Source organism: Bacillus sp. MSP13 (assembly GCF_000815295.1).
Lineage (GTDB): Bacteria > Bacillota > Bacilli > Bacillales > Bacillaceae > Bacillus > Bacillus vallismortis.
The window spans coordinates 20,525-45,003 of sequence record NZ_JXAQ01000005.1 but is presented as its reverse complement, the minus strand read 5'-3'; the positions used below and the strand labels follow the sequence as shown (position 1 = coordinate 45,003).

General features: G+C 44.4%; 27 protein-coding genes. 26 read left to right on the top strand and 1 reads right to left on the bottom strand.

Features of this window, described 5'->3' with window-relative positions; translation table 11 throughout:
- Positions 1-4 precede the first annotated feature (4 nt).
- The 24 genes from menG to ypjB all read left to right on the top strand — a co-directional run bounded on the left by menG (position 5) and on the right by ypjB (position 22,079).
- Positions 5-706: a demethylmenaquinone methyltransferase gene (menG, locus tag SC79_RS06150; protein WP_039074321.1), complete on the top strand. Its 702-nt coding sequence runs from the start codon at positions 5-7 to the stop codon at positions 704-706.
- Positions 707-731: 25 nt separating this feature from the next.
- Positions 732-1,694, top strand: coding sequence for a heptaprenyl diphosphate synthase component II (gene hepT, locus SC79_RS06145; RefSeq protein ID WP_010330508.1), 963 nt, complete (start codon positions 732-734; stop codon positions 1,692-1,694).
- A 110-nt stretch (positions 1,695-1,804) separates the two neighbouring features.
- The gene (gene ndk / locus SC79_RS06140; protein ID WP_082022576.1) at positions 1,805-2,254 is read left to right on the top strand and encodes a nucleoside-diphosphate kinase; all 450 of its coding nucleotides are present in this window, start codon (positions 1,805-1,807) and stop codon (positions 2,252-2,254) included.
- A 234-nt stretch (positions 2,255-2,488) separates the two neighbouring features.
- Complete coding sequence (locus tag SC79_RS06135) at positions 2,489-3,259, top strand: protein-glutamate O-methyltransferase (RefSeq protein WP_039074319.1); 771 nt, start codon at positions 2,489-2,491, stop codon at positions 3,257-3,259.
- 74 nt (positions 3,260-3,333) lie between these two features.
- Positions 3,334-4,506 carry a chorismate synthase gene (gene aroC, locus SC79_RS06130; protein WP_010330511.1) on the top strand — a complete coding sequence of 391 codons (1,173 nt, stop codon included), beginning with the start codon at positions 3,334-3,336 and terminating at the stop codon, positions 4,504-4,506.
- The gene (gene aroB / locus SC79_RS06125; protein WP_039074318.1) at positions 4,506-5,594 is read left to right on the top strand and encodes a 3-dehydroquinate synthase; all 1,089 of its coding nucleotides are present in this window, start codon (positions 4,506-4,508) and stop codon (positions 5,592-5,594) included. The genes aroC and aroB overlap by 1 nt, the downstream gene beginning before the upstream one ends.
- The gene (gene aroH / locus SC79_RS06120; RefSeq protein WP_039074317.1) at positions 5,591-5,974 is read left to right on the top strand and encodes a chorismate mutase; all 384 of its coding nucleotides are present in this window, start codon (positions 5,591-5,593) and stop codon (positions 5,972-5,974) included. The genes aroB and aroH overlap by 4 nt, the downstream gene beginning before the upstream one ends.
- Positions 5,975-6,187: 213 nt before the next feature.
- Complete coding sequence (gene trpE / locus SC79_RS06115; protein ID WP_039074316.1) at positions 6,188-7,735, top strand: anthranilate synthase component I; 1,548 nt, start codon at positions 6,188-6,190, stop codon at positions 7,733-7,735.
- Entirely contained in the window at positions 7,707-8,723 is a 1,017-nt protein-coding gene (gene trpD / locus SC79_RS06110; protein ID WP_039074315.1) for an anthranilate phosphoribosyltransferase, read from the top strand. The genes trpE and trpD overlap by 29 nt, the downstream gene beginning before the upstream one ends.
- Complete coding sequence (gene trpC, locus SC79_RS06105; protein ID WP_039074314.1) at positions 8,716-9,468, top strand: indole-3-glycerol phosphate synthase TrpC; 753 nt, start codon at positions 8,716-8,718, stop codon at positions 9,466-9,468. Before trpD ends, trpC begins: the two co-directional genes overlap by 8 nt.
- Positions 9,469-9,472: 4 nt before the next feature.
- Entirely contained in the window at positions 9,473-10,120 is a 648-nt protein-coding gene (locus SC79_RS06100; RefSeq protein WP_039074313.1) for a phosphoribosylanthranilate isomerase, read from the top strand.
- Positions 10,101-11,303: a tryptophan synthase subunit beta gene (gene trpB / locus SC79_RS06095; RefSeq protein WP_039074312.1), complete on the top strand. Its 1,203-nt coding sequence runs from the start codon at positions 10,101-10,103 to the stop codon at positions 11,301-11,303. The genes SC79_RS06100 and trpB overlap by 20 nt, the downstream gene beginning before the upstream one ends.
- On the top strand, positions 11,296-12,099 hold the full coding sequence (trpA, locus tag SC79_RS06090) for a tryptophan synthase subunit alpha (RefSeq protein WP_039074311.1): 804 nt from the start codon (positions 11,296-11,298) through the stop codon (positions 12,097-12,099). Before trpB ends, trpA begins: the two co-directional genes overlap by 8 nt.
- 11 nt (positions 12,100-12,110) lie before the next feature.
- On the top strand, positions 12,111-13,193 hold the full coding sequence (gene hisC / locus SC79_RS06085) for a histidinol-phosphate transaminase (RefSeq protein WP_039074310.1): 1,083 nt from the start codon (positions 12,111-12,113) through the stop codon (positions 13,191-13,193).
- 48 nt (positions 13,194-13,241) lie between these two features.
- Positions 13,242-14,357, top strand: coding sequence for a prephenate dehydrogenase (locus SC79_RS06080; RefSeq protein WP_039074309.1), 1,116 nt, complete (start codon positions 13,242-13,244; stop codon positions 14,355-14,357).
- Between the two features lie 10 nt (positions 14,358-14,367).
- Entirely contained in the window at positions 14,368-15,654 is a 1,287-nt protein-coding gene (gene aroA / locus SC79_RS06075) for a 3-phosphoshikimate 1-carboxyvinyltransferase (RefSeq protein WP_039074544.1), read from the top strand.
- A 349-nt stretch (positions 15,655-16,003) separates the two neighbouring features.
- Positions 16,004-17,275, top strand: coding sequence for a tetratricopeptide repeat protein (locus SC79_RS06070; protein ID WP_039074308.1), 1,272 nt, complete (start codon positions 16,004-16,006; stop codon positions 17,273-17,275).
- 71 nt (positions 17,276-17,346) lie between these two features.
- The gene (locus tag SC79_RS06065; RefSeq protein ID WP_010330524.1) at positions 17,347-17,886 is read left to right on the top strand and encodes a ReoY family proteolytic degradation factor; all 540 of its coding nucleotides are present in this window, start codon (positions 17,347-17,349) and stop codon (positions 17,884-17,886) included.
- Positions 17,887-17,940: 54 nt separating this feature from the next.
- Positions 17,941-18,387: a YpiF family protein gene (locus SC79_RS06060; RefSeq protein ID WP_010330525.1), complete on the top strand. Its 447-nt coding sequence runs from the start codon at positions 17,941-17,943 to the stop codon at positions 18,385-18,387.
- Positions 18,388-18,529: 142 nt separating this feature from the next.
- Positions 18,530-19,033: a ubiquinol-cytochrome c reductase iron-sulfur subunit gene (locus SC79_RS06055; protein ID WP_039074307.1), complete on the top strand. Its 504-nt coding sequence runs from the start codon at positions 18,530-18,532 to the stop codon at positions 19,031-19,033.
- Between the two features lies 1 nt (position 19,034).
- A complete protein-coding gene (qcrB, locus tag SC79_RS06050) occupies positions 19,035-19,709 on the top strand; it encodes a menaquinol-cytochrome c reductase cytochrome b subunit (RefSeq protein WP_003225560.1) in 675 nt (224 codons plus the stop codon).
- Between the two features lie 34 nt (positions 19,710-19,743).
- Entirely contained in the window at positions 19,744-20,511 is a 768-nt protein-coding gene (locus tag SC79_RS06045; RefSeq protein WP_010330526.1) for a menaquinol-cytochrome c reductase cytochrome b/c subunit, read from the top strand.
- A gap of 111 nt (positions 20,512-20,622) precedes the next feature.
- Entirely contained in the window at positions 20,623-21,216 is a 594-nt protein-coding gene (locus SC79_RS06040) for a DUF1405 domain-containing protein (RefSeq protein WP_039074306.1), read from the top strand.
- Between the two features lie 68 nt (positions 21,217-21,284).
- Entirely contained in the window at positions 21,285-22,079 is a 795-nt protein-coding gene (gene ypjB, locus SC79_RS06035) for a sporulation protein YpjB (RefSeq protein ID WP_039074305.1), read from the top strand.
- Positions 22,080-22,310: 231 nt separating this feature from the next.
- On the opposite strand, the gene SC79_RS06030 is transcribed toward ypjB, so the two are convergent.
- Positions 22,311-23,183, bottom strand: a complete 873-nt coding sequence (locus SC79_RS06030; RefSeq protein WP_039074304.1) for a YitT family protein — start codon at positions 23,181-23,183, stop codon at positions 22,311-22,313.
- 139 nt (positions 23,184-23,322) lie between these two features.
- Between SC79_RS06030 and SC79_RS06025 the strand changes: the two genes are divergently transcribed.
- Positions 23,323-23,658 (top strand): nucleotide pyrophosphohydrolase, encoded by a 336-nt coding sequence (locus SC79_RS06025; RefSeq protein WP_039074303.1) that lies wholly within the window; start codon positions 23,323-23,325, stop codon positions 23,656-23,658.
- An 11-nt stretch (positions 23,659-23,669) separates the two neighbouring features.
- Complete coding sequence (gene dapB / locus SC79_RS06020; protein ID WP_039074302.1) at positions 23,670-24,473, top strand: 4-hydroxy-tetrahydrodipicolinate reductase; 804 nt, start codon at positions 23,670-23,672, stop codon at positions 24,471-24,473.
- Positions 24,474-24,479 lie beyond the last annotated feature (6 nt).

The window sequence follows — 24,479 nt, the reverse complement described above, 5'->3', positions numbered from 1 at the left end:
CATTATGCAGGACTCGAAAGAACAGCGCGTACACGGGGTATTTGAAAAAATATATAAAAACTACGACCAAATGAACTCTGTCATCAGTTTTCAGCAGCATAAAAAATGGCGCGATAAAACGATGCGCATCATGAATGTAAAAGAAGGCGCCAATGCACTTGATGTCTGCTGCGGAACGGCTGACTGGACGATTGCTCTTGCAAAAGCAGCTGGTAAAAGCGGTGAGGTCAAGGGCTTGGATTTCAGTGAAAATATGCTGAGTGTCGGCCAGCAGAAAGTAAAAGAAGGCGGATTCAGCCAAATCGAACTGCTGCACGGAAATGCGATGGAGCTTCCTTTTGATGATGATACATTTGACTATGTCACCATTGGCTTCGGACTGCGCAATGTTCCCGATTACTTGACCGTCCTGAAAGAGATGAGACGTGTGGTGAAGCCGGGCGGCCAGGTGGTATGTCTGGAAACGTCCCAGCCGGAAACGTTCGGATTCAGACAGGCTTACTTTATGTACTTTAAGTATATGATGCCGTTTTTCGGGAAATTGTTTGCAAAGAGCTACAAAGAATATTCTTGGCTTCAAGAATCAGCCAGAGAATTCCCTGGTATGAAAGAACTGGCAGGCCTGTTTGAAGAGGCGGGCTTAAAAAATGTCAAATATCATTCGTTTACTGGCGGAGTCGCTGCCACGCATATCGGATGGAAATGAAAACATAGATGTTTGGGTGAATGATATGAAATTTAAAATGGCCTACTCTTTTTTAAATGACGATATTGATGTAATCGAAAGAGAACTTGAACAAACCGTACGTTCCGATTACCCGCTTTTAAGCGAGGCGGGTCTTCATCTGCTGCAGGCGGGAGGGAAACGTATTCGCCCTGTTTTCGTGCTGCTTTCCGGCATGTTTGGCGATTATGATATCAATAGGATAAAATATGTCGCCGTCACTTTGGAAATGATTCACATGGCATCTTTGGTTCATGACGATGTCATTGACGATGCGGAGCTTCGCAGAGGGAAGCCGACAATCAAAGCAAAGTGGGACAATCGTATTGCAATGTACACAGGTGATTATATGCTTGCGGGTTCTCTTGAAATGATGACAAGAATCAACGAACCGAAAGCCCATAGGATTTTGTCACAGACGATTGTTGAAGTTTGTCTCGGGGAAATTGAGCAGATCAAAGACAAATACAATATGGAACAGAATCTCAGAACATATCTCCGCCGCATCAAAAGAAAAACGGCGCTTCTGATTGCGGTCAGCTGCCAGCTCGGTGCCATTGCGTCCGGCGCTGATGAAAAGATTCATAAGGCGCTGTACTGGTTTGGGTATTACGTCGGCATGTCATATCAAATCATTGACGATATTCTTGATTTTACTTCATCGGAAGAAGAGCTGGGCAAACCTGTTGGAGGAGATTTGCTTCAAGGAAATGTCACATTGCCAGTGCTGTATGCCCTGAAAAATCCAGCGTTGAAAAATCAGCTTAAATTGATTAACAGTGAGACAACACAGGAACAGCTTGAACCGATCATTGAAGAAATAAAAAAAACAGATGCAATTGAAGCATCTATGGCAGTAAGCGAAATGTATCTGCAAAAAGCGTTCCAAAAATTAAACACGCTTCCGAGAGGGCGCGCACGCTCATCTCTTGCGGCTATTGCAAAATATATCGGCAAAAGAAAATTCTAATTTTGTAGATATTAAGAAATTTCTCCGCCCCGGATTGATTAATTGTCAGAAAGATGTTACGATTTCGGTGTGCAGTGTGAAAGCCTATACATAATGATGGGGTGGAGAATGTGATGGAAAAGACTTTTATCATGGTGAAACCAGACGGTGTGCAACGCCAGCTCATTGGTGATATTTTATCCAGGTTCGAACGCAAGGGTTTACAATTATCTGGAGCCAAGCTAATGAGAGTGACTGAACAAATGGCTGAGCAACACTACGCCGAACATCAAAGTAAGCCTTTCTTCGGAGAGCTCGTTGAGTTTATTACTTCAGGACCTGTATTCGCAATGGTTTGGGAAGGCGAAAATGTCATTGAAGTGACAAGACAGCTGATCGGAAAGACTAACCCAAAAGAAGCTTTACCTGGTACGATTCGTGGAGACTATGGCATGTTTGTCGGAAAAAACATCATCCACGGCTCTGATTCTCTCGAAAGCGCTGAACGCGAGATTAATATTTTCTTTAAGAATGAAGAATTAGTATCATATCAACAGCTCATGGCAGGCTGGATCTATTAATTATGATGAAAACATACAACAGGGCCGGCACGCTGTAATTCCGCCGGTTTTCGGTTTTTTTGTAAAGGTTTACATGAAGTGAATAAAGGGTGAACTGGCAGCGTTTATCATACTCCTGCCTTGCCCTGCGATTTAAAATCAGCTGAAAAGCTGATTTTTTTATTGAAACCATACAATTTCCTGAGAAAACAAGCTATACTAGGACAAAAAGACAGCGAGACTGGGAGAGTAGAGATGGACACATACAGCGTATTTATCACAAAGTGGAAACAATTAACAGGAGTCGATTTGACATTATATAAAGAAGCACAAATGAAGAGAAGGCTGACGTCGCTTTATGAGAAAAAGGGGTTTCAAAGCTTTAAGGATTTTGCGGCGGCCTTGGAAAAGGATCAGGCTCTTTTAACTGAAACATTGGACAGAATGACAATTAATGTTTCAGAATTTTATCGTAATTATAAAAGATGGGAAGTGCTAGAGACTGCTATTCTGCCGTTAATCAAGAGCTCTAAGCCTTTGAAGATATGGAGTGCCGCCTGCTCAACGGGTGAGGAACCTTATACGCTTGCCATGCTGTTGAATCAGCAAAAAGACCTTTCCGGCTTTCAGATATTGGCGACTGATATTGATGAAAAAGCATTGGATAAGGCGAAAAAAGGCGTCTATCAGGAGCGGTCTTTACAGGAAGTGCCATCTTCTGTGAAAGATCGTTATTTTACTCAGCATGCAAACAGAAGCTATGAAGTAAAACCAGAAATCAAAAAAAATATTACCTTTAAAAAGCACAATCTGCTGGCGGACCGTTATGAACAAGACTTTGACTTAATCGTATGCCGCAATGTACTGATTTATTTTACAGAAAGCGCAAAGGAAGGGCTTTATTTAAAAATGGCACAGAGCTTGAAAAAGAATGGGGTTCTCTTTGTCGGAAGCACCGAACAAATCTTCAATCCTGAGAAATTCGGCCTGATTTCAGCCGATACATTCTTTTATCAAAAAAGATAGACTGACTTTTTGCTGAAAAATATGTTATAGTAGTTTTACTTAAAAGCGTTAATGCGATGAAGGGAGAAGAAGTCATGAGATATTTAACAGCCGGAGAATCACACGGCCCCCAACTGACAACCATTATTGAAGGTGTGCCTGCCGGGCTTTACATAACGGAGGAAGATATCAATTTTGAGCTTGCCAGACGCCAAAAAGGCCACGGCCGCGGCCGCCGCATGCAGATTGAAAAAGACCAGGCAAAAATTATGAGCGGGGTTCGCCATGCCCGCACGCTCGGTTCACCAATTGCTCTCGTAGTAGAAAACAACGATTGGAAACACTGGACGAAAATCATGGGTGCGGCTCCGATTACAGAGGAAGAAGAAAAGGAAATGAAGCGGCAAATTTCCAGACCGAGACCGGGGCATGCTGACTTAAACGGTGCGATTAAATATAATCATCGTGATATGAGAAATGTACTGGAGCGCTCTTCAGCAAGGGAAACAACTGTCAGAGTGGCGGCAGGAGCTGTCGCTAAAAAGATTCTTTCTGAACTGGGCATTAAGGTGGCGGGCCACGTATTGCAAATCGGCGCAGTTAAAGCCGAGAAAACAGAATATACGTCAATTGATGACCTGCAGCGTGTCACGGAGGAATCCCCGGTCAGATGCTACGATGAAGAAGCGGGCAAAAAAATGATGGCTGCCATTGACGAAGCGAAAGCAAACGGCGATTCCATCGGGGGAATTGTAGAAGTCGTTGTCGAGGGAATGCCGGTAGGCGTGGGCAGCTACGTCCATTATGATCGCAAGCTGGACAGCAAACTTGCTGCTGCTGTACTGTCAATTAACGCATTTAAAGGTGTTGAATTCGGTATCGGCTTTGAAGCGGCCGGCAGAAATGGAAGCGAAGTCCATGACGAGATCATGTGGGACGAGGAAAAGGGATATACTCGCGCTACAAACAGACTCGGTGGACTGGAAGGCGGCATGACAACAGGAATGCCGATTGTTGTCCGCGGGGTCATGAAGCCGATTCCGACTCTGTATAAACCGCTGAAAAGCGTGGATATTGAAACGAAAGAGCCGTTTTCTGCCAGCATTGAACGTTCAGACAGCTGTGCAGTGCCTGCGGCAAGTGTAGTAGCTGAAGCTGCTGTCGCATGGGAAATTGCGAACGCAGTCGTTGAACAATTCGGCTTCGATCAAATCGACCGCATTAGAGAAAATGTGGAAAATATGAGAAAGCTGTCGAGGGAATTTTAATGAAAACACTGCATGTTCAAACCGCTGCCTCGTCGTATCCTGTTTTTATCGGACAAGGGATCAGAAAAGAGGCTTGTAAACTATTAACCTCTTTAAAAAGGCCTTTAACACGGATTATGCTGGTCACGGATGAAGAGGTGGATCGCCTGTATGGCGATGAAATGCTTCATTTGCTTGAAGAAAAATGGCCTGTGAAAAAAGTGACGGTGCCGAGCGGAGAGCAGGCGAAATCTATGGACATGTACACAAAACTGCAGAGTGAAGCGATTCGTTTTCATATGGATCGCTCCTCATGCATCATCGCATTCGGTGGCGGTGTCGTAGGGGATCTTGCCGGTTTTGTGGCTGCCACATTTATGCGCGGCATTGATTTCATTCAAATGCCTACGACGCTTTTGGCGCATGACAGCGCCGTCGGAGGAAAAGTGGCCGTGAATCATCGGCTCGGAAAAAATCTAATCGGTGCATTTTATCAGCCCAAAGCCGTGCTCTACGATACAGACTTCCTTCGTTCTCTGTCCGAAAAGGAGCTTCGGTCCGGAATGGCTGAAGTGATCAAGCACGCTTTTATCTATGACAAAGCGTTTCTGGAAGAACTGCTGCATATTCATTCACTGCACGATATCACAAGTAGCCAACTGAATGAGATGATTTTTAAAGGCATTTCAATTAAAGCGTCTGTCGTTCAGAAGGATGAAAAAGAAGAGGGAATCAGAGCTTACTTAAACTTCGGACATACGCTCGGCCATGCCGTTGAGGCTGAATATGGATACGGGCAGATCACACACGGTGATGCCGTAGCTCTCGGGATGCAGTTTGCTTTATATATAAGCGAAAAGACAGCGGGCTGTAAAATGGACAGGAACCGTTTGGTCAGCTGGCTAAAAGGCTTGGGGTATCCAACTAGAATCAAAAAAGAAGCGGAAACATCGGTTCTCTTAGAACGTATGATGAATGATAAGAAAACCCGCGGCGGGATGATTCAGTTTATCGTGCTCAACGAATTAGGAAAAGTTGCTGACCACACATTTTCCAAACATGAACTTGAGAGCTGGCTGAACAAATGGCGATTGGAGGAGACATCATGATGATTCGCGGAATTCGCGGAGCAACTACAGTCGAACGGGATACTGAAGAAGACATTTTACAAAAAACAAAACAGCTGTTGGAAAAAATGATAGAAGAAAACGATACAAATCCTGAAGATGTTGTTCAAATGCTTCTATCGGCGACACCTGATTTGCACTCCGTTTTTCCGGCAAAAGCTGTTCGCGAGCTTTCAGGCTGGCAGTATGTGCCGGTGACATGTATGCAGGAAATGGATGTAACCGGCGGTCTGAAAAAGTGCATAAGAGTCATGATGACCGTCCAGACAGATGTTCCTCAGGATCAGATCAGACATGTGTATTTAGAAAAAGCCGTCGTATTAAGACCCGATTTATCATTGACAAAAAATACTGAATTGTAATACGATAGGAACAGCTTAGAAATACACAACAGTGTGTATAAAGCGATGAAATGAGTTGAGTTAGAGAATAGGGTAGCAGAGAATGAGTCTAGTTGAGCTGAGACATGTATGTTTATTCTACCCAAAAGAAGCCTTTCTTTTGGGTTTATTTGTTATATCGTTTTATCCCCTCATGCCATCTTCTCATTCTCCTTGCCAAAAGGAGTGAGAGTAATGAATTTCCAATCAAACATTTCTGCATTTTTAGAGGACAGTTTGTCCTGCCACACGATACCGATTGTGGAGACCTTCACAGTCGATACGCTGACACCCATTCAAATGATAGAGAAGCTCGACAGGGAGATTACATATCTTCTTGAAAGCAAAGATGATACATCCAGTTGGTCAAGATATTCATTTATCGGCCTGAATCCATTTCTTACGCTGAAAGAAGAGCAGAACCGTTTTACAGCTGTTGATCAGGACGGCAGATCTCTCTACACAGGAAACGAACTAAAAAAAGTGCTGAACTGGATGAATGCCACGTACAAAATCAAAACGCCGGATCTGGGTATTCCTTTTGTAGGCGGAGCTGTCGGATACTTAAGCTATGATATGATCCCGCTGATTGAGCCTTCTGTTTCTCCGCATGCAAAAGAAACTGGAATGGAAAAGTGTATGCTGTTTGTTTGCCAGACCATAATTGCGTATGATCATGAAACCAAAAATGTCCACTTTATCCAATATGCGAGACTCAATGGGCAAGAAACAGAAAACGAAAAAATCGATGTGTTTCATCAACATCATCAGGAGCTCCAAGATCTCATTGAAAAAATGATGAATCAAAAACATATAAAAGAGTTGTTTCTATCTGCTGATTCATATCAGACACCCAGCTTTGAAACCGTGTCTTCTAATTATGAAAAATCGGCTTTTATGGCTGATGTAGAGAAAATCAAAGAATATATAAAAGCGGGCGATATTTTTCAAGGCGTTTTGTCACAAAAATTTGAGGTTCCGATAAAAGCAGAGGCCTTTGAGTTATACCGAGTGCTTAGGATCGTCAATCCTTCTCCGTATATGTATTATATGAAACTCCAAGACAGAGAAATAGTCGGCAGTTCTCCAGAACGGTTAATCCACGTTCAGGACGGGCACTTGGAAATCCATCCGATTGCCGGGACGAGAAAAAGAGGCGCTGAAAAAGAGGAGGATGAAAACCTCAAAGTTGAGCTGATGAAGGATGAAAAAGAAAAAGCGGAGCACTACATGCTCGTTGATCTTGCCCGGAACGATGTCGGCAGAGTAGCGGAATATGGATCTGTTTCTGTGCCGGAGTTCACCAAAATCGTCTCTTTTTCGCATGTTATGCACATCATCTCAGTGGTTACAGGCCGATTGAAAAAAGGGGTTCATCCTGTCGATGCACTGATGTCCGCTTTCCCGGCGGGAACGTTAACAGGCGCTCCAAAAATCCGTGCCATGCAGCTTTTGCAAGAGCTTGAGCCAACACCGAGGGAGACATACGGCGGCTGTATCGCTTACATCGGATTTGACGGGAATATCGACTCGTGTATTACGATTCGCACGATGAGTGTAAAGAACGGTGTTGCATCTATACAGGCAGGAGCTGGCGTTGTTGCGGATTCTGTTCCGGAAGCTGAATATGAAGAAAGCTGCAATAAAGCGGGGGCGCTGCTGAAAACAATTCATATTGCAGAAGACATGTTCCATAGCAAGGAGGATAAAGCCGATGAACAAATTTCTACAATTGTGCGTTGACGGAAAAACACTTACTGCCGATGAGGCTGAAGCGCTGATGACTATGATGATCACCGCGGAAATGGCTCCTTCTGAAATGGGCGGTATATTGTGTCTTCTTGCCCATCGGGGAGAAACGCCAGCAGAGCTTACGGGTTTTATGAAGGCGATGCGGGCGCGCGCTCTTAAAGTCGATGGACTTCCTGATGTGGTTGATACATGCGGAACCGGGGGAGATGGTGTTTCCACTTTTAATATCTCAACGGCATCAGCAATTGTTGCCTCAGCAGCCGGGGCGAAAATCGCAAAGCACGGCAATCGCTCTGTCTCTTCTAAAAGCGGGAGCGCTGATGTATTAGAGGAGTTAGGGGTTTCAATTCAAACCACTCCCGAAAAGGTAAAAAACAGCATTGAAACAAACAATATGGGATTTCTCTTTGCGCCGCTTTATCATTCGTCTATGAAACATGTAGCCGGTACAAGAAAAGAACTAGGTTTTAGAACGGTATTTAATCTGCTCGGACCGCTCAGCAATCCTTTACAGGCGAAACGTCAAGTGATCGGTGTTTATTCCGCAGAAAAAGCGGCGCTAATGGCAAGCGCGCTCGAGCCGTTTCAGCCGGAGCACGTCCTGTTTGTATCCGGCCATGACGGTTTAGATGAGCTTTCCATTACAGCACCCACCGACGTGATTGAATTAAAGGGCGGGGAGCGCCGGGAATATACCGTTTCACCCGAAAATTTCGGTTTCACAAATGGCAGACTTGAAGAGTTACAGGTACAGTCACCGAAAGAGAGCGCCTCTCTCATTCAGAATATTTTTGAAAATAAAAGCAGCAGTTCCGCTTTATCTATTACTGCTTTTAATGCAGGCGCTGCGATATACACGGCGGGGATCACCGCCTCATTGAAGGAAGGAACCGAGCTCGCGTTAGAGACGATTACAAGCGGAGGCGCAGCCGCGCAGCTCGAACGACTAAAGCAGAAAGAGGAAGAGATCTATGCTTGAAAACATCATCAAACAAAAGAAAGAAGAAGTAAAAACACTGATCCTGCCGGAAGAGCAGTGTTTCGAAAAACGATCATTTAAAGAGGCGCTGGCACGCCCGAATCGTTTTATCGGGCTGATTGCCGAAGTGAAGAAAGCATCGCCATCAAAAGGGCTTATTAAAAAGGATTTTGCCCCAGAGCGGATTGCAAAAGACTATGAAACTGCGGAAGCAGATGCGCTTTCCGTTTTAACTGACACCCCGTTTTTTCAAGGGGAAAACAGCTATTTATCAGACGTAAAGCACGCTGTTTCGATTCCTGTACTGAGGAAAGATTTTATTATTGATTCTTTGCAAGTGGAGGAATCAAGAAGAATCGGAGCGGATGCCATATTATTAATCGGTGAGGTGCTTGACCCTATCCAACTTCATGAACTGTATCTGGAAGCAGGTGAAAAGCAGTTGGACGTGTTAGTGGAGGTTCATGATGCACAAACGCTTGAACAAATATTGAAAGTGTTCACACCTGATATTCTCGGCATCAACAATCGAAATCTAAAAACATTTGAAACCTCTATAAAACAGACAGAACAAATCGCATCTCTTGTTCCGAAAGAATCACTGCTTGTCAGCGAAAGCGGGATCGGTGCTTTAGAACACTTAACTTTTGTCAAAGAACATGGAGCGCGAGCTGTGCTGATCGGTGAATCATTGATGAGACAAACATCACAGCAAAAAGCAATCTATGATTTGTTTGGAGAGTGAGGATGTGAAGAAGCCGGCATTAAAATATTGCGGCATACGGTCATTGCAGGATTTGCAGCTTGCAGCGGACTCACAGGCTGATTATCTGGGTTTTATTTTTGCTGAAAGCAAACGAAAAGTATCTCCGCAAGAGGTGAAAAAGTGGCTGGAACAAGTGCGTGTTGAAAAACAAGTTGCAGGTGTTTTTGTTAATGAGTCGGTAGAGACAATATCCTGTATTGCAAACGAATTGAAACTGGATGTTATTCAGCTTCACGGCGATGAGAAGCCGGCGGATGCCAATGCGCTTCGCATGCTGACAAATTGTGAAATATGGAAGGCGCTTCACCATTATGAAAAGACAACTGAAGAAATAGCACGCTTTAAAGATGATGTGGACGGCTTTGTAATTGATTCATCTGTAAAAGGCGCAAGAGGCGGCACTGGTATTGCTTTTTCGTGGGACTGTGTGCCGGAATACAATCAGGCGGCTATTGGCAAACGCTGCTTCATCGCAGGCGGTGTGAATCCGGATACCATTACAGACTTATTGAAATGGCAGCCGGCAGGAATTGACCTTGCCAGCGGAATCGAAAAAAACGGACGAAAAGATCAGAATCTGATGAGGCTTTTAGAAGAAAGGATGAAACGATATGTACCCATATCCGAATGAAATAGGCAGATACGGTGATTTCGGCGGAAAGTTTGTTCCGGAAACACTGATGCAGCCGTTAGAAGAAATTGAAACCGCATTTAAAGAGATCAAGGATGATCCTGTTTTTCGTAATGAATATTACAAGCTGTTACATGATTATTCCGGAAGGCCGACCGCCCTAACATACGCTGATCGAGTTACTGAATATGTAGGCGGCGCGAAAATCTATTTGAAACGAGAAGATTTAAACCACACAGGTTCTCATAAAATCAATAATGCGTTAGGGCAAGCGCTGCTTGCCAAAAAAATGGGCAAAACGAAAATCATTGCTGAAACAGGTGCCGGGCAGCACGGTGTTGCCGCTGCAACAGTCGCAGCCAAATTCGGCTTTTCCTGTACTGTATTTATGGGTGAGGAAGACGTTGCCCGCCAGTCTCTAAATGTTTTCCGCATGAAGCTTCTTGGAGCGGAGGTTGTGCCTGTATCAAGCGGAAACGGCACATTGAAGGATGCCACAAATGAGGCGATCCGATACTGGGTTCAGCATTGTGAGGATCATTTTTACATGATTGGATCAGTTGTCGGGCCGCACCCTTATCCGCAAGTCGTCCGTGAATTTCAAAACATGATCGGTGAGGAAGCGAAAGAGCAGCTAAAACGCATTGAGGGTGCTCTGCCTGATAAAGTGGTGGCGTGTGTAGGCGGAGGAAGCAATGCGATGGGCATGTTTCAAGCGTTTTTAGATGAAGACGTTGAACTGATCGGTGCTGAAGCAGCCGGAAAAGGAATGAACACTCCTCTTCATGCCGCAACTATTTCGAAAGGAACCATAGGTGTCATTCACGGTTCATTGACTTATCTCATTCAAGATGAGTTCGGGCAAATCATTGAGCCTTACTCCATTTCAGCAGGACTCGACTATCCTGGGATAGGCCCGGAGCACGCACATTTGCATAAGAGCGGACGTGTCACTTATGACAGTATCACAGATGATGAAGCGGTGGATGCATTAAAGCTCTTATCAGAAAAAGAGGGGATTTTGCCGGCAATTGAATCTGCCCATGCATTAGCGAAAGCATTCAAACTCGCCAAAGAAATGGATCGCGATCAAATCATTCTCGTCTGTTTATCAGGACGGGGAGATAAGGATGTTAACACATTGATGAATGTCTTGGAAGAAGAGGTGAAAAAGCATGTTTAAATTAAACCTTCAAGCGCCAGAAAAACTGTTTATCCCGTTTATTACGGCGGGGGACCCATCGCCCGATGTTTCGGTTGAATTGGCGAAATCTCTCCAAAAAGCGGGTGCCACGGCGTTGGAGCTTGGCGTTGCATACTCAGACCCGCTTGCAGATGGTCCGGTGATCCAGCGGGCTTCAAAGCGGGCGCTTGCTCATGGAATGAATATCGTAAAGGCAATCGAATTAGGCGGCAAAATGAAAAAAAACGGAGTGAATATTCCGATTATCCTCTTTACGTATTATAATCCTGTGTTACAATTGAACAAAGAATACTTTTTCGCTTTACTGCGGGAAAATCACATTGACGGCCTGCTTGTTCCGGATCTGCCATTAGAAGAAAGTGCCAGCCTACAAGCGGAATGCAAAAGCCATGGGGTGACGTATATTTCTTTGGTGGCGCCGACAAGCGAAAGCCGTTTGAAAACCATTATTGAACAAGCCGAGGGCTTCGTCTACTGTGTATCTTCTCTAGGTGTGACCGGTGTCCGCAATGAGTTCAATTCATCCGTATACCCGTTCATTCGGACAGTAAAGGATCTCAGCACGATTCCGGTTGCTGTAGGGTTCGGCATATCGAACCGTGAACAGGTCATGAAGATGAATGAAATTTGTGACGGTGTCGTAGTGGGAAGTGCGCTCGTCAGAAAAATAGAAGAAGTAAAGGACCGGCTCATCAGCGCTGAAACGAGAGATCAAGCGCTGCAGGAGTTTGAAGATTACGCAACGGCGTTTGGCGGCTTGTACAGTTTAAAATGAGGTGACTGGATTTGCGTATCAAAGAACATTTAAAACAGCTGAAGCCTTATCAGCCTGGAAAGCCGATAGAAGCAGTGAAATCAGAATATGGCTTGGATAAAGTCGTGAAGCTTGCTTCAAACGAGAATCCGTACGGCTGTTCAGAAGCGGCAAAAGAGGCGCTTCATCATGAGATTCAACAGCTTGCCCTTTATCCGGATGGTTATAGCGCCGCGTTGCGGACAAGGCTCAGTGAGCACCTCAATGTCAGCGAGACATCACTTATTTTCGGAAACGGTTCAGATGAAATCATTCAGATCATCTGTCGGGCATTTTTAAACGATAAATCCAACACGATTACTGCCGCTCCGACTTTTCCGCAATATAAACATAATGCGGTCATTGAAGGTGCTGAAGTTCGTGAAATCGCACTTCGCCCTGACGGATCCCATCATTTAGACGCTATGCTTGAAGCGATTGATGAACAGACACAAGTCGTTTGGATATGCAGCCCGAATAACCCGACTGGCACATATACATCAGAAAGAGAGTTACTCGCTTTTCTGGAGCGCGTGCCTTCCCGTGTCCTCGTTGTTCTTGACGAAGCATATTATGAATATGTAACAGCAGAGGATTACCCGGAAACTGTCCCGCTCTTAAAGAAGTATTCCAATTTAATGATATTGCGCACATTTTCAAAGGCTTACGGGCTGGCGGCGCTCAGAGTCGGATACGGAATTGCCGATGAGAATCTGATTCGCCTGATTGAGCCGGCAAGAGAGCCGTTTAACACGAGCCGTCTAGGCCAGGCTGCAGCGATCGCAGCGCTTGATGACCAAGCGTTTATCGCGTCCTGTGTCGAGCAAAATAAAGCAGGCCTTCAGCAATATTATGATTTTGCTCAGACTCATGGTTTAAAGTGCTACCCTTCAGAGACAAATTTTGTGTTGATTGACTGTAACCGTCCTTCCGATGATCTGTTTCAGGCTCTTCTGGAAAAAGGCTATATTGTGCGGTCAGGAAATGCATTAGGTTTCCCGACATCACTCCGGATTACGATCGGTACAAAAGAGCAAAATGAAGAAATTCTAGCCATTTTAGCTGAAATTTTATAAGAGGTGATCAGATATCACCTCTTTAGTCTATAAACCAGGTGATGACGTATGAATCGAATGAAAGACACAATATTGCTCGCCGGTCTCGGATTGATAGGCGGTTCGATTGCGTTAGCGATCAAAAAAAAGCATCCCGGCAAACGGATTATCGGAATCGATATTTCTGATGAACAGGTGGTTGCCGCTTTAAAATTAGGTGTGATTGATGAGCGTGCTAATTCATTTATTGATGGTGCGAAAGAGGCAGCTACAGTGATCATTGCGACACCTGTCGCGCAAACGCTGCTTATGCTTGATGAACTGGCTCATTCAGGTATTGAACATGAGCTTTTGATTACTGACGTAGGAAGCACAAAACAAAAAGTGGTTCATTATGCTGATCAAGTGCTGCCTACTAGATACCAATTTGTCGGAGGACATCCTATGGCGGGGTCACACAAATCAGGTGTGGCCGCTGCGAAGGAGTTCCTGTTTGAGAATGCATTTTATATTTTAACGCCAGGGGATAAAACGGAAAGACAAGCGGTAGAACAGTTGAAAAATTTGCTGAAGGGGACAAATGCCCATTTTGTAGAAATGTCACCTGAAGAGCATGATGGCGTTACAAGCATGATCAGTCATTTTCCGCATATTGTCGCAGCAAGTCTCGTTCACCAAACCCATCAGTCGGAAAAACTCTATCCGTTTGTTAAGCGTTTTGCTGCCGGCGGGTTCAGGGACATTACGAGGATTGCATCAAGCAGCCCGGCAATGTGGCGGGATATTCTATTACATAATAAAGATAAAATCTTGGACCGTTTTGATGAGTGGATGCGTGAAATCGAGACGATCCGGACATATGTAGAACATGAAGATGCCGAAAATCTATTTCAATATTTTAAAAACGCTAAGGATTATCGCGACGGGCTGCCGCTTCGGCAAAAGGGCGCAATTCCTGCATTTTACGATTTATACGTGGATGTTCCCGATCATCCGGGTGTGATTTCCGAGATAACGGCAATCTTAGCTGCGGAGCGCATCAGCATCACGAATATCCGCATTATTGAAACAAGAGAAGACATTAATGGGATTTTAAGAATCAGTTTTCAGTCTGATGACGACCGCAAACGGGCTGAACAATGCATTGAAGCCCGAGCGGAATATGAAACTTTTTATGCTGATTGAGGTGGAAAATATGAAAAGAGACAAGGTGCAGGCTTTAAACGGAGAAATACACATTCCAGGTGATAAATCCATTTCTCACCGCTCCGTCATGTTTGGCGCGCTGGCGAAAGGCACAACAACAGTTAAAAACTTTCTGCCTGGAGCGGATTGTCTGAGCACGATCGATTGTTTTAGAAAAATGGGTGTTCAAATCGAGCAAAACGGCAGCGATGTAGTGATTCACGGAAAAGGTATCGATTCCCTAAGCGAACCGGAAAGCCTTTTAGATGTCGGGAATTCAGGCACAACGATTCGCCTGATGCTCGGCATTTTGGCGGGCCGCCCATTTTATAGCGCGGTAGCTGGAGATGAAAGTATTGCCAAGCGCCCGATGAAACGTGTAACTGAGCCTTTGAAACAAATGGGGGCTAAAATCGACGGCAGATCTGGCGGGGAATTTACACCGCTGTCAGTAAGCGGCTCTTCTTTAAAAGGCATTGATTTTGTCTCGCCCGTTGCAAGCGCACAAATTAAATCGGCTGTTTTGTTGGCCGGATTACAGGCTGAGGGTACAACAACCGTCACAGAGCCTCATAAATCTCGGGACCACACTGAGCGGATGCTATCTGCTTTTGGAGTTAATCTATCTGAAGATCAAACGAGTGTTTCCATTTCTGGAGGCCAGAAACTGACAGCAACAGATATTTTTGTTCCCGGAGACATTTCTTCAGCGGCGTTTTTCCTTGCTGCGGGTGCAATGGTTCCGACCAGCAGCATAGTACTGAAAAACGTAGGGTTAAATCCGACTCGGACGGGTATCATTGACGTCCTTGAAAACATGGGGGCAAAACTTGACATCAAACCGTCTGCGGACAGCAGTGCAGAGCCTTACGGAGATTTAATCATAGAAACATCATCTCTAAAAGCGGTTGAAATCGGGGGAGATATCATTCCGCGTTTAATTGATGAAATCCCTATCATCGCGCTTCTTGCGACTCAGGCGGAAGGAACCACCGTTATTAAGGATGCGGCAGAGCTTAAAGTAAAAGAAACAAACCGTATCGACACTGTGGTTTCCGAGCTTCGTAAGCTGGGTGCTGAGATTGAACCGACAGCAGATGGAATGAAGGTTCATGGCAGACAAACGCTGAAAGGCGGCGCAACAGTGTCAAGCCATGGAGACCATCGGATCGGAATGATGCTTGGCATCGCTTCCTGTATAACGGAGGAGCCGATTGAAATCGAGCAGATAGATGCCATTCATGTCTCTTATCCAACCTTCTTCGAGCATTTAACGATGCTTTCAAACAAATCCTGAAGTTCTTGCTTCAGGATTTTTTGTGCGGATTGACTGTGAGAAATCATAATTCAAGGGAAAAAAACATAGCTTGTCTTAAAGAGGGTAAAGAAAAACGAAAAGGGGGGATTTGCTTTACTTACAAGCCAGCAGGTCAGAGAACTGCTTACCTGTACAGAGGGCAATCTTCCTTTTTTGATTTTCTATCGCAAGAACTTTTGGTAAACTAATAAGACTCAATCATTCCCTGCCGTACAATAAGCATCTTATTTGCGGGGTGACTTCGTCTGAATTATGATAAGGTTAACCCGAACAAATAAAGTATTTTGTATGGTTGATGTTGTAAAGGAAAAGAAAGGACCGGTCCGATTTGAATACATTGATTCAAGAAGCCATAAAATTAGTTGAAGCAGGTGAAACAGAAAAAGGCCTCAACACGCTCTCGAAAGCCGAAAAACAGCTCCATGATGAAGAAAAAGCCATCGCAGCCCAGCTGTATTACGAGTGGGGCAATGTAGAAAAAGCGATTTCACTCATCAGTGACTTACATGATTTATATCCAAATGAAACAGAACTGACGAATTTTTATGCTGAACTTTTAATAGATATTGACGAAGAAGAAAAAGCTCTTGCTGTGCTGGAAACGATTCCGGAAACAGATCCATCATACCCGGAAAGTTTGCTGCTCATGGCCGATCTTTATCAGATGCAGGGGTTATTTGAAGTCAGTGAACAAAAGCTTTTACAAGCAAAGTCCATTCTGGCTAATGAACCCGTCATTGATTTTGCACTGGGTGAACTTTACTTTACTCAGGGAGCCTATGCAAAAGCGGTTCACTATTTTAAAACAACGGCTGAGGAGCAGAGTGAGATCGGGGGCGTTAATGTCCATCAAAGATTGGCAGAATCGTTAAGTGCCTCAGGTGAATTTGAGGATGCCATTCCATGGTACGAGAAAGCTGCTGATGAGAATCCTGATCCTAATACAATTTTCGGCTATGGGTTTACAGCGTTACAGGCTGGGTTTGTTAAAACAGCGATTAAACAGCTGTCTGATTTGAAGGGGTTAGATCCGTCTTATTCTTCACTTTATATGCCGCTTTCGAAAAGCTATGAGGCTGAAGGAATGTATGAAGAGGCATTAAAAACGGCAAAAGAGGGTATCAGATATGATGAATACAACAAAGAACTTTTCCTCTATGCTGCAAAAATGGCCTTGAAAATCGGGAAGTCAGAAGATGGAAAAAAGCTGCTTCAGGAGGCGCTTGCGCTTGATCCGGGCTTCGTCGAAGCACTTCATACACTTCTTGCCGTGTATCATAAAGAAGAGGATTTTGAACAAATCATTGATCTTATTCAAGAGGTGCGCGGCTACGGAGAAGAAGATCCGAAATACAACTGGTATCTTGCAAGCGCGTATACCGAATTGGAGCAGTACGAGAAAGCAAAACAATCCTTTGAGGCTGCCTTTCTTCACTATCGGGAGGACAGAGATTTCTTAGATGAATACGGAAGCTTCTTGTTAGAAGAAGGCCTTCAAAAAGAAGCGCTGCCGCTTTTGAAAAAGGTTCTTGAAATTGATGGAACCAATGAAGAGCTTGAGGAAACGATTTTGCGAATCGAAGATGAATTTTCTAGATAAGCAGGAATGTTCACCATTCATGTGGAACATATAAGTATATAGATTATACGAACGATAGAGGAGGGAATTACATGCAGACCCCTGTTTCTGTCAATGAGAAAAAAGATTTTATCCGTTGGTTTTTAAACCATTATCAGTTAAAGCGCCGAGAGTGCGTTTGGATCTTGAACTACTTAATGAGCCATGATTCTCTCATGGAGAAGGTTCATTTTGTAGAGCAGGCAGAATTTTGCCCGAGAGGCATTATCATGTCAACGCATTGTGTTGAAGAAGTTCCGTTTCGGTTCTATAAAGAGAGTGTCATGACAACCGACGCGGAAAAATCTTTTCATGATATTAGATTAAATAAACAGCAGGATTTGTTTATCCAGCTTAATTTCCGTTCAGCTTACAGCTCACCTGAGTATGCGGCGGTGCTGGAGTCCAATCCGCATATTCCGAAGGATCTGTTTGGGAACAAAAAAGATCAGGGGTTGGCTGAACAAATTTTGGAGCACGCTATTTCTACGTTCCAAAGAGAAAAATTATTAAAAGATATTGACGACGCGCTCGATCGTCATGATAAAGAAGCATTTGAACAATTATCGCGCCAATTGAATCAGCTCACATAATATGACCAGCCTTGCAGCGTACTGCAGGGCTTGTTGTCGTAAAGGGGGAGAACGATGAGGTGGAGAATCACTGATGCCAAGGACTACTTACAAGCTAAAGACTACATTGACACCGCTGTCATTCCACTAATTAACATAAGGGTAGGCGTTCATTTCAAAATGGCGGCCGAAAAAGGCGAATTCACGCAGCTTTTGTCAGAGGAACTGGAAAGGCAGTTAAAGGGACGGGTATATTTATTGCCCCCTTATACATATGTTGATAGAAATGAAAAAACCGTTCAAGGGCTTCAGGAGTTGCGGGAAGAGCTCTTATCAGAATTCCCGCACGTTGTGCTGCTCACGTCTGACGAAAATTGGAAAAGTGAGAATGCATTAGGCAACATCATTGTCACACCGTCTGTTCCGCTAGAGCATTTGAAGGATTCTTTAAAAAGAAAAATATTAGATGAACGCACCGCTGAAATTTTGAACGTTTTGTTACAGATGTGGAGCGTTTCATAAAAACACTTACATTTCCTTATGAACAATATTTTGGCTATATTGACCTTGCTGAGAGATTCATATATTATGAGGGTGTCTAGAGTTATTGCAATATTTTCTATTTTAGTCAGTTTGCAGGGGTGACCTAGAGGGGGGAGAAAAGATGGGCGGAAAACATGATATATCCAGACGTCAATTTTTAAATTATACGCTTACGGGCGTAGGGGGTTTTATGGCGGCTAGTATGCTCATGCCTATGGTTCGCTTTGCACTCGACCCGGTATTAAAATCGACAGGAAAGCAAGACATGGTTCAGGTTGTCAGCGTAGATGAGCTGACAGAAGAGCCGCAGCGCTTTGATTTCAAAATTAATCAAGTCGATGCCTGGTATGAGTCAGAAGAGTCAAGATCAGCCTGGGTCTTTAAAAACGGGGACGAAATTGTAGCGCTATCGCCGATTTGTAAACATTTAGGATGTACGGTGAACTGGAATAGCGATCCTAAAAATCCGAATAAATTCTTTTGTCCATGCCATTACGGACTCTATGAAAAGGACGGCACCAATGTCCCGGGCACGCCGCCGCTTGCGCCTCTTGATCATTATGAGCAAGAAGTAAAAGACGGCTTCCTGTATCTTGGAAAAGCAAAGCCTAAGGGGGAAGGGTGACATGCTGAACAAAATTTATGACTGGGTAGATGAACGGCTTGATATTACACCGATGTGGAGGGATATTGCCGATCACGAAGTACCGGAACATGTGAATCCCGCCCATCATTTCTCTGCGTTTGTGTATTGCTTTGGGGGACTGACGTTTTTTGTAACCGTTATCCAAGTGTTATCTGGAATGTTTTTAACCATGTACTATGTACCTGATATTAAAAATGCATGGGAATCGGTATATTATTTGCAAAATGAAGTGGCATTCGGCCAGATTGTCAGGGGAATGCACCACTGGGGTGCGAGCCTGGTCATTGTGATGATGTTTTTACATACACTGAGGGTCTTTTTTCAAGGGGCTTATAAAAAGCCGCGCGAGCTGAACTGGATTGTCGGTGTGCTGATCTTTTTTGTCATGCTCGGACTTGGCTTTACAGGCTATTTGCTTCCGTGGGACATGAAGGCTTTGTTTGCAACAAAAGTCGGGCTGCAGATCGCTGAAGCCACGCCTTTGATCGGGACGCAGGTCAAAACACTCCTTGCGGGGCACCCGGATATTGTAGGCGCCCAAACGCTGACTAGGTTTTTTGCGATCCATGTATTCTTTCTTCCTGCCGCATTGTTCGGGCTGATGGCCGCACACTTTATTATGATCCGGAAGCAGGGGATTTCAGGACCGCTTTAAACTGTTGATCTGCGAATAAAAGGGAGGGGATGACATGCACCGGGGCAAAGGGATGAAATTTGTAGGCGATTCAAGGATACCGGCTGAAAAAAAACCGAATATACCGAAGGATTATTCGGAGTATCCGGGTAAAACAGAGGCTTTCTGGCCAAATTTCTTGTTGAAGGAATGGATGGTTGGCGCTGTCTTTCTCATCGGTTTTCTTGTTTTGACAATTGTGCATCAGCCGCCTTTGGAGCGGATGGCGGACCCGACTGATACGGGTTATATTCCGCTGCCGGATTGGTATTTTCTTTTCTTATACCAGCTGTTGAAATATGAATACGCCGCTGGGAGCTTTACAGTGGTCGGCGCCATGATTATGCCGGGACTTGCTTTCGGCGCCCTGCTTTTGGCGCCATTTCTTGACAGAGGAACGGAAAGAAGGCCATGGAAACGTCCTGTTGCTGTCGGTATGATGCTTCTGGCCATTTCTGCGGCTGTATTTTTGACATGGCAGTCAGTCGCGACTCATGACTGGGCCAAGGCCGAAGAACAGGGGAAAATCACAAAAGAAGCCGACATTGACACCAATGCAGAAGGATATAAGATTTTTAAGGAGCAGGGCTGTATTTCTTGCCATGGGGATAACCTTCAAGGGGGAGCGGCCGGGCCTTCATTGGTGGACACTGGACTGAAACCGGAAGAAATCAAAAAAATCGCTGTTGATGGGAAAGGCCAAATGCCGGCGGGTGTGTTTAAAGGGAATGATAAGCAGCTCGAAGAACTTGCGAAATTTATTTCGGAAACAACCGCTAAATAACATATTGTGAATTGTCAAATGGAAGGATATACTTTTACTATCAGAAGCTGACCGGGCGTCAGCTTTTTTATATGGACACATTATTTTTTACAGACTGAGAGTTGATATGATGTGAAATGGTTTCAATATGTATTAGGACAGCGACCGCTGCTGATTCTTGTCTTAGCCATTAATTTTCTGGGGACGGTTTACGGGTACTATTGGTACTTGCCGCAGCTTATGGAGACACCGGCCCGTTTCTTGATTTTTGTTCCGGACAGTCCGACAGCAACGTTTTTCTTTCTGTTTGTGCTGCTCGCCTTTATCATGAAACGGAACGCCCCGCTCTTTGAGGCGCTTGCGCTAGTCACCCTCGTCAAGTACGGCCTGTGGGCGGTCGCGATGAATCTTCTTGTGCTGGCTGTAACAGGCGACTTGCCGTGGGAGGGTTATATGCTGATCGCCTCGCATTTTGCCATGGCAGTCCAGGGCGTGTTGTACAGCCCGTATTATCGCTTTTCTATTTGGCATCTTGCAATTGCTGCAGTCTGGACGCTGCATAACGATGTCATTGATTACTTATTTGACATGATGCCTCAATACTCTATGCTTTCTGATTATATGACAGATATAGGATACGGAACATTTTGGCTGAGCATCTTTTCAATCGGGCTGGCTTACTTTTTAGTGGTTTCGAAAAAGCAAAGAAAGCTTGAGCTGATGTAAAGACAATGTTGGTCTATCCTTGTCCCTTTCTTCATAATCTGTAAGGAGAGAGAGTGGGAGGGACCTGCATGAAACGAAAGCTGACGATCTGTTTGTTGCTTGCTCTTATTTTTTATAGTGGAAATGCCAAGGCTGCAGAGCGGGGAAGTCTCGAAGAATTAAATGATTTATCCGATACGGTCTTTCAAATGACCCGCCAGTCAAAATATGAAGAGGCGCTGCAAGTCCTTGCTTATTTCGAAAAAACATTAAAATCCGCTGAAAAAAAACAGCAAGACCCCATGCTAACCGGAGCCCAAATCCGTCAAATTACACTGGGCTATAACGATATGCTGCGGAGCTTAAAGCGGACCGATACATCAGATATGCAAAAACTCAGGGCAGCCGCACAATTCAGAATGCTGATGGATGCGGTTGAGAATCGATCTGATCCGCTTTGGGGCTCATTGGAAAAACCGATTATGGAAGCCTTTGCTGAACTGAAGCAGGATGTTCAAAGCAATGAGCGTACGAGCTTTCATGAAAAGTGGAATGAATTTATCAGTTTATATGATTTGATTTATCCCAGCCTAACAATCGATGTATCAGAGGATCAGCTTGAAACAGTGGGAAAACATATAGATGTCATTGAGCAAGAGGAATTTCAGCAGATGACCGAGAGTACGAAGCTTGAACGGCTATCCCTTCTTCAGCATGATCTAAAAAACGTATTTGACAGGGTTGAGGAGGATGATGCTGACCCGTCCTTATTATGGGTGATCATCACGACCGGCAGTATCATTATTACTGCTCTCACCTATGTCGGCTACAGAAAGTACAAAGCCGAGAAAAATAAGCTGAAAAAACGGGACTACCCTAAATAATATGAGGGGCGGCTCTTGCCGCCTCAGATTGTTGACAAAGTCATAAAACGGTTTTCGTTTTATGACTTTGTCATTATCAGCGTGATTGAAAACCTTTGAAGTCTAGAAAGAACGAGCATTGGAGCGCAGCGAATGTAATCATTCGTGAACACCAACGCGCAGGACTGACAACGAATGCGAGGGTTTGTCGCCACGCTGGGGCGGCTGCTGCCGCCTTTTTTTGATCAAATATCAACGGGGAAGCGGATTTTTATTTTCATCAAGCGTAAATCCTTCTCCGAGCACATCATGAACATCGCTTACCGCCACAAAGGCGTGAGGATCAAGGGAGTTTATTACACTTTTCAGCATCACCAATTCGTTTTTCGGCACCACACAATACAGAACATCCATGTCCTCTTTTGTATAGGAACCCTGTCCTTTCAAAATGGTGACGCCTCGTTCCATTTCTTCAAGAATCTTTTTTTGAATCAGATCGTTTTTCGCTGAGATGATCGTAGCGCCTTTAGCGGTGTATCCGCCTTCCTGTATAAAATCAATGAGTCTTGCCGCTACAAATACGGCCACCAGGGTATACATCGCTTCTTTATAGGAGAGATAAGTAAGCAAAGACAAAATGATGACACAGGCATCAAAAGCAAACATCGTTCTGCCCATCGGAATCCCAAAATACTTATTGACCAATCGGGCGATGATATCAACTCCGCCTGTCGTACCGCCAAACTTAAATATAATTCCTAATCCGGCTCCGATAAACACACCGGCAAATAAAGCAGCGAGCGCTAAATCATGCTGAAGCGGCATATGTATTTCATATCGCTGAAAAATACTGAGGAACAGAGATAAGGCGACAGTCCCGACAAGGGTATAAACAAACATTGTTTTGCCGAGCAAACGCCAGCCGATAAAAAAGATCGGGATGTTTAAAACCAAATTCGAGATAGAGGGGCTGATATGGAAAAGGGCATAAAGCAAAAGCGTAATACCTGTAAAACCGCCCTCAGCTAAATTGTTCTGCATATTGAAATGAACCAAGCCGAATGAAAAAATTGCCGCTCCGATTAAAATAAAAAATATGTTTTTTAATCTAATTTCTCCAAGCATCACACAAAACCCCTTTTCCTTCCATTGGATAGCGTTTATATTATAGTGGATGAAAAAGAAAACAGCAAACGTGCTTAAACATTTGTCAAACGTATCTGAATTAGCTAACATGTAAGAGGATGATAGGAGGTTTCGTGCAGTGAGTGAGAAAACAATGAAGGACATACAGGCTGAAGTAGACCGTTACATCGGCCAATTTAAAGAAGGATATTTCAGCCCGCTTGCCATGATGGCGAGGCTGACCGAAGAACTGGGCGAGCTTGCCAGAGAAGTCAATCATCGTTATGGAGAAAAACCAAAAAAAGCGACTGAAGATGATAAAAGCATGGAAGAGGAAATGGGCGACGTACTGTTTGTGTTGGTTTGTTTAGCCAACTCACTAGATATTTCATTAGAAGAAGCCCACGACCGAGTCATGTATAAATTTAATACGAGAGATAAAGATCGCTGGACTAGAATAGAAGAAGGAAAGTAGAGGAGATCAAGATGTCAAACGAAACAATTAAAGTTGTCATTGCAGGACCGCGTGGAAGAATGGGGCAGGAAGCTGTTAAATTGGCGGAACGCACACCTCATTTTGACCTTGTCGGGGCCATAGATCATACATACGACCAGCAAAGATTATCTGATGTGATGTCTGTTGAGTCAGATGCTCTCATTTACACAGATATCCATGCCTGCTTTACACAAACACAGCCGGATGTCTTAATTGATTTAACAACGCCTGAAATCGGGAAAGTACATACAAAAATGGCGTTAGAGTACGGAATTCGTCCGGTTGTCGGAACAACCGGTTTCTCAGAAGATGATGTAAAAGAGCTGATGTCTCTAACAGAAGAGAAGGGAATCGGAGCCATCATTGCTCCAAACTTCGCACTTGGTGCGGTGTTGATGATGAAATTTTCGAAAATGGCTGCCAACTACTTTGAGGATGTTGAGATTATTGAGCTTCATCATGACCAGAAGCTTGACGCGCCAAGCGGAACGGCGCTTAAAACAGCGGAAATGATTTCAGAAGTCCGAAAAGAAAAACAGCAAGGACACCCTGATGAAAAAGAAATTCTCCCTGGAGCGAGAGGAGCGGAGCAAAACGGTATCCGCTTGCACAGTGTCCGTCTTCCGGGGCTGGTCGCACATCAGGAAGTCATGTTCGGCATGGATGGCCAAACGCTTCAGATCCGCCACGATTCCTATAACCGCGCTTCTTTTATGTCAGGGGTTAAACTGTCAGTCGAACAAGTCATGAAGATTGACCAGCTTGTGTACGGATTAGAAAATATCATGGATTAGACAGGG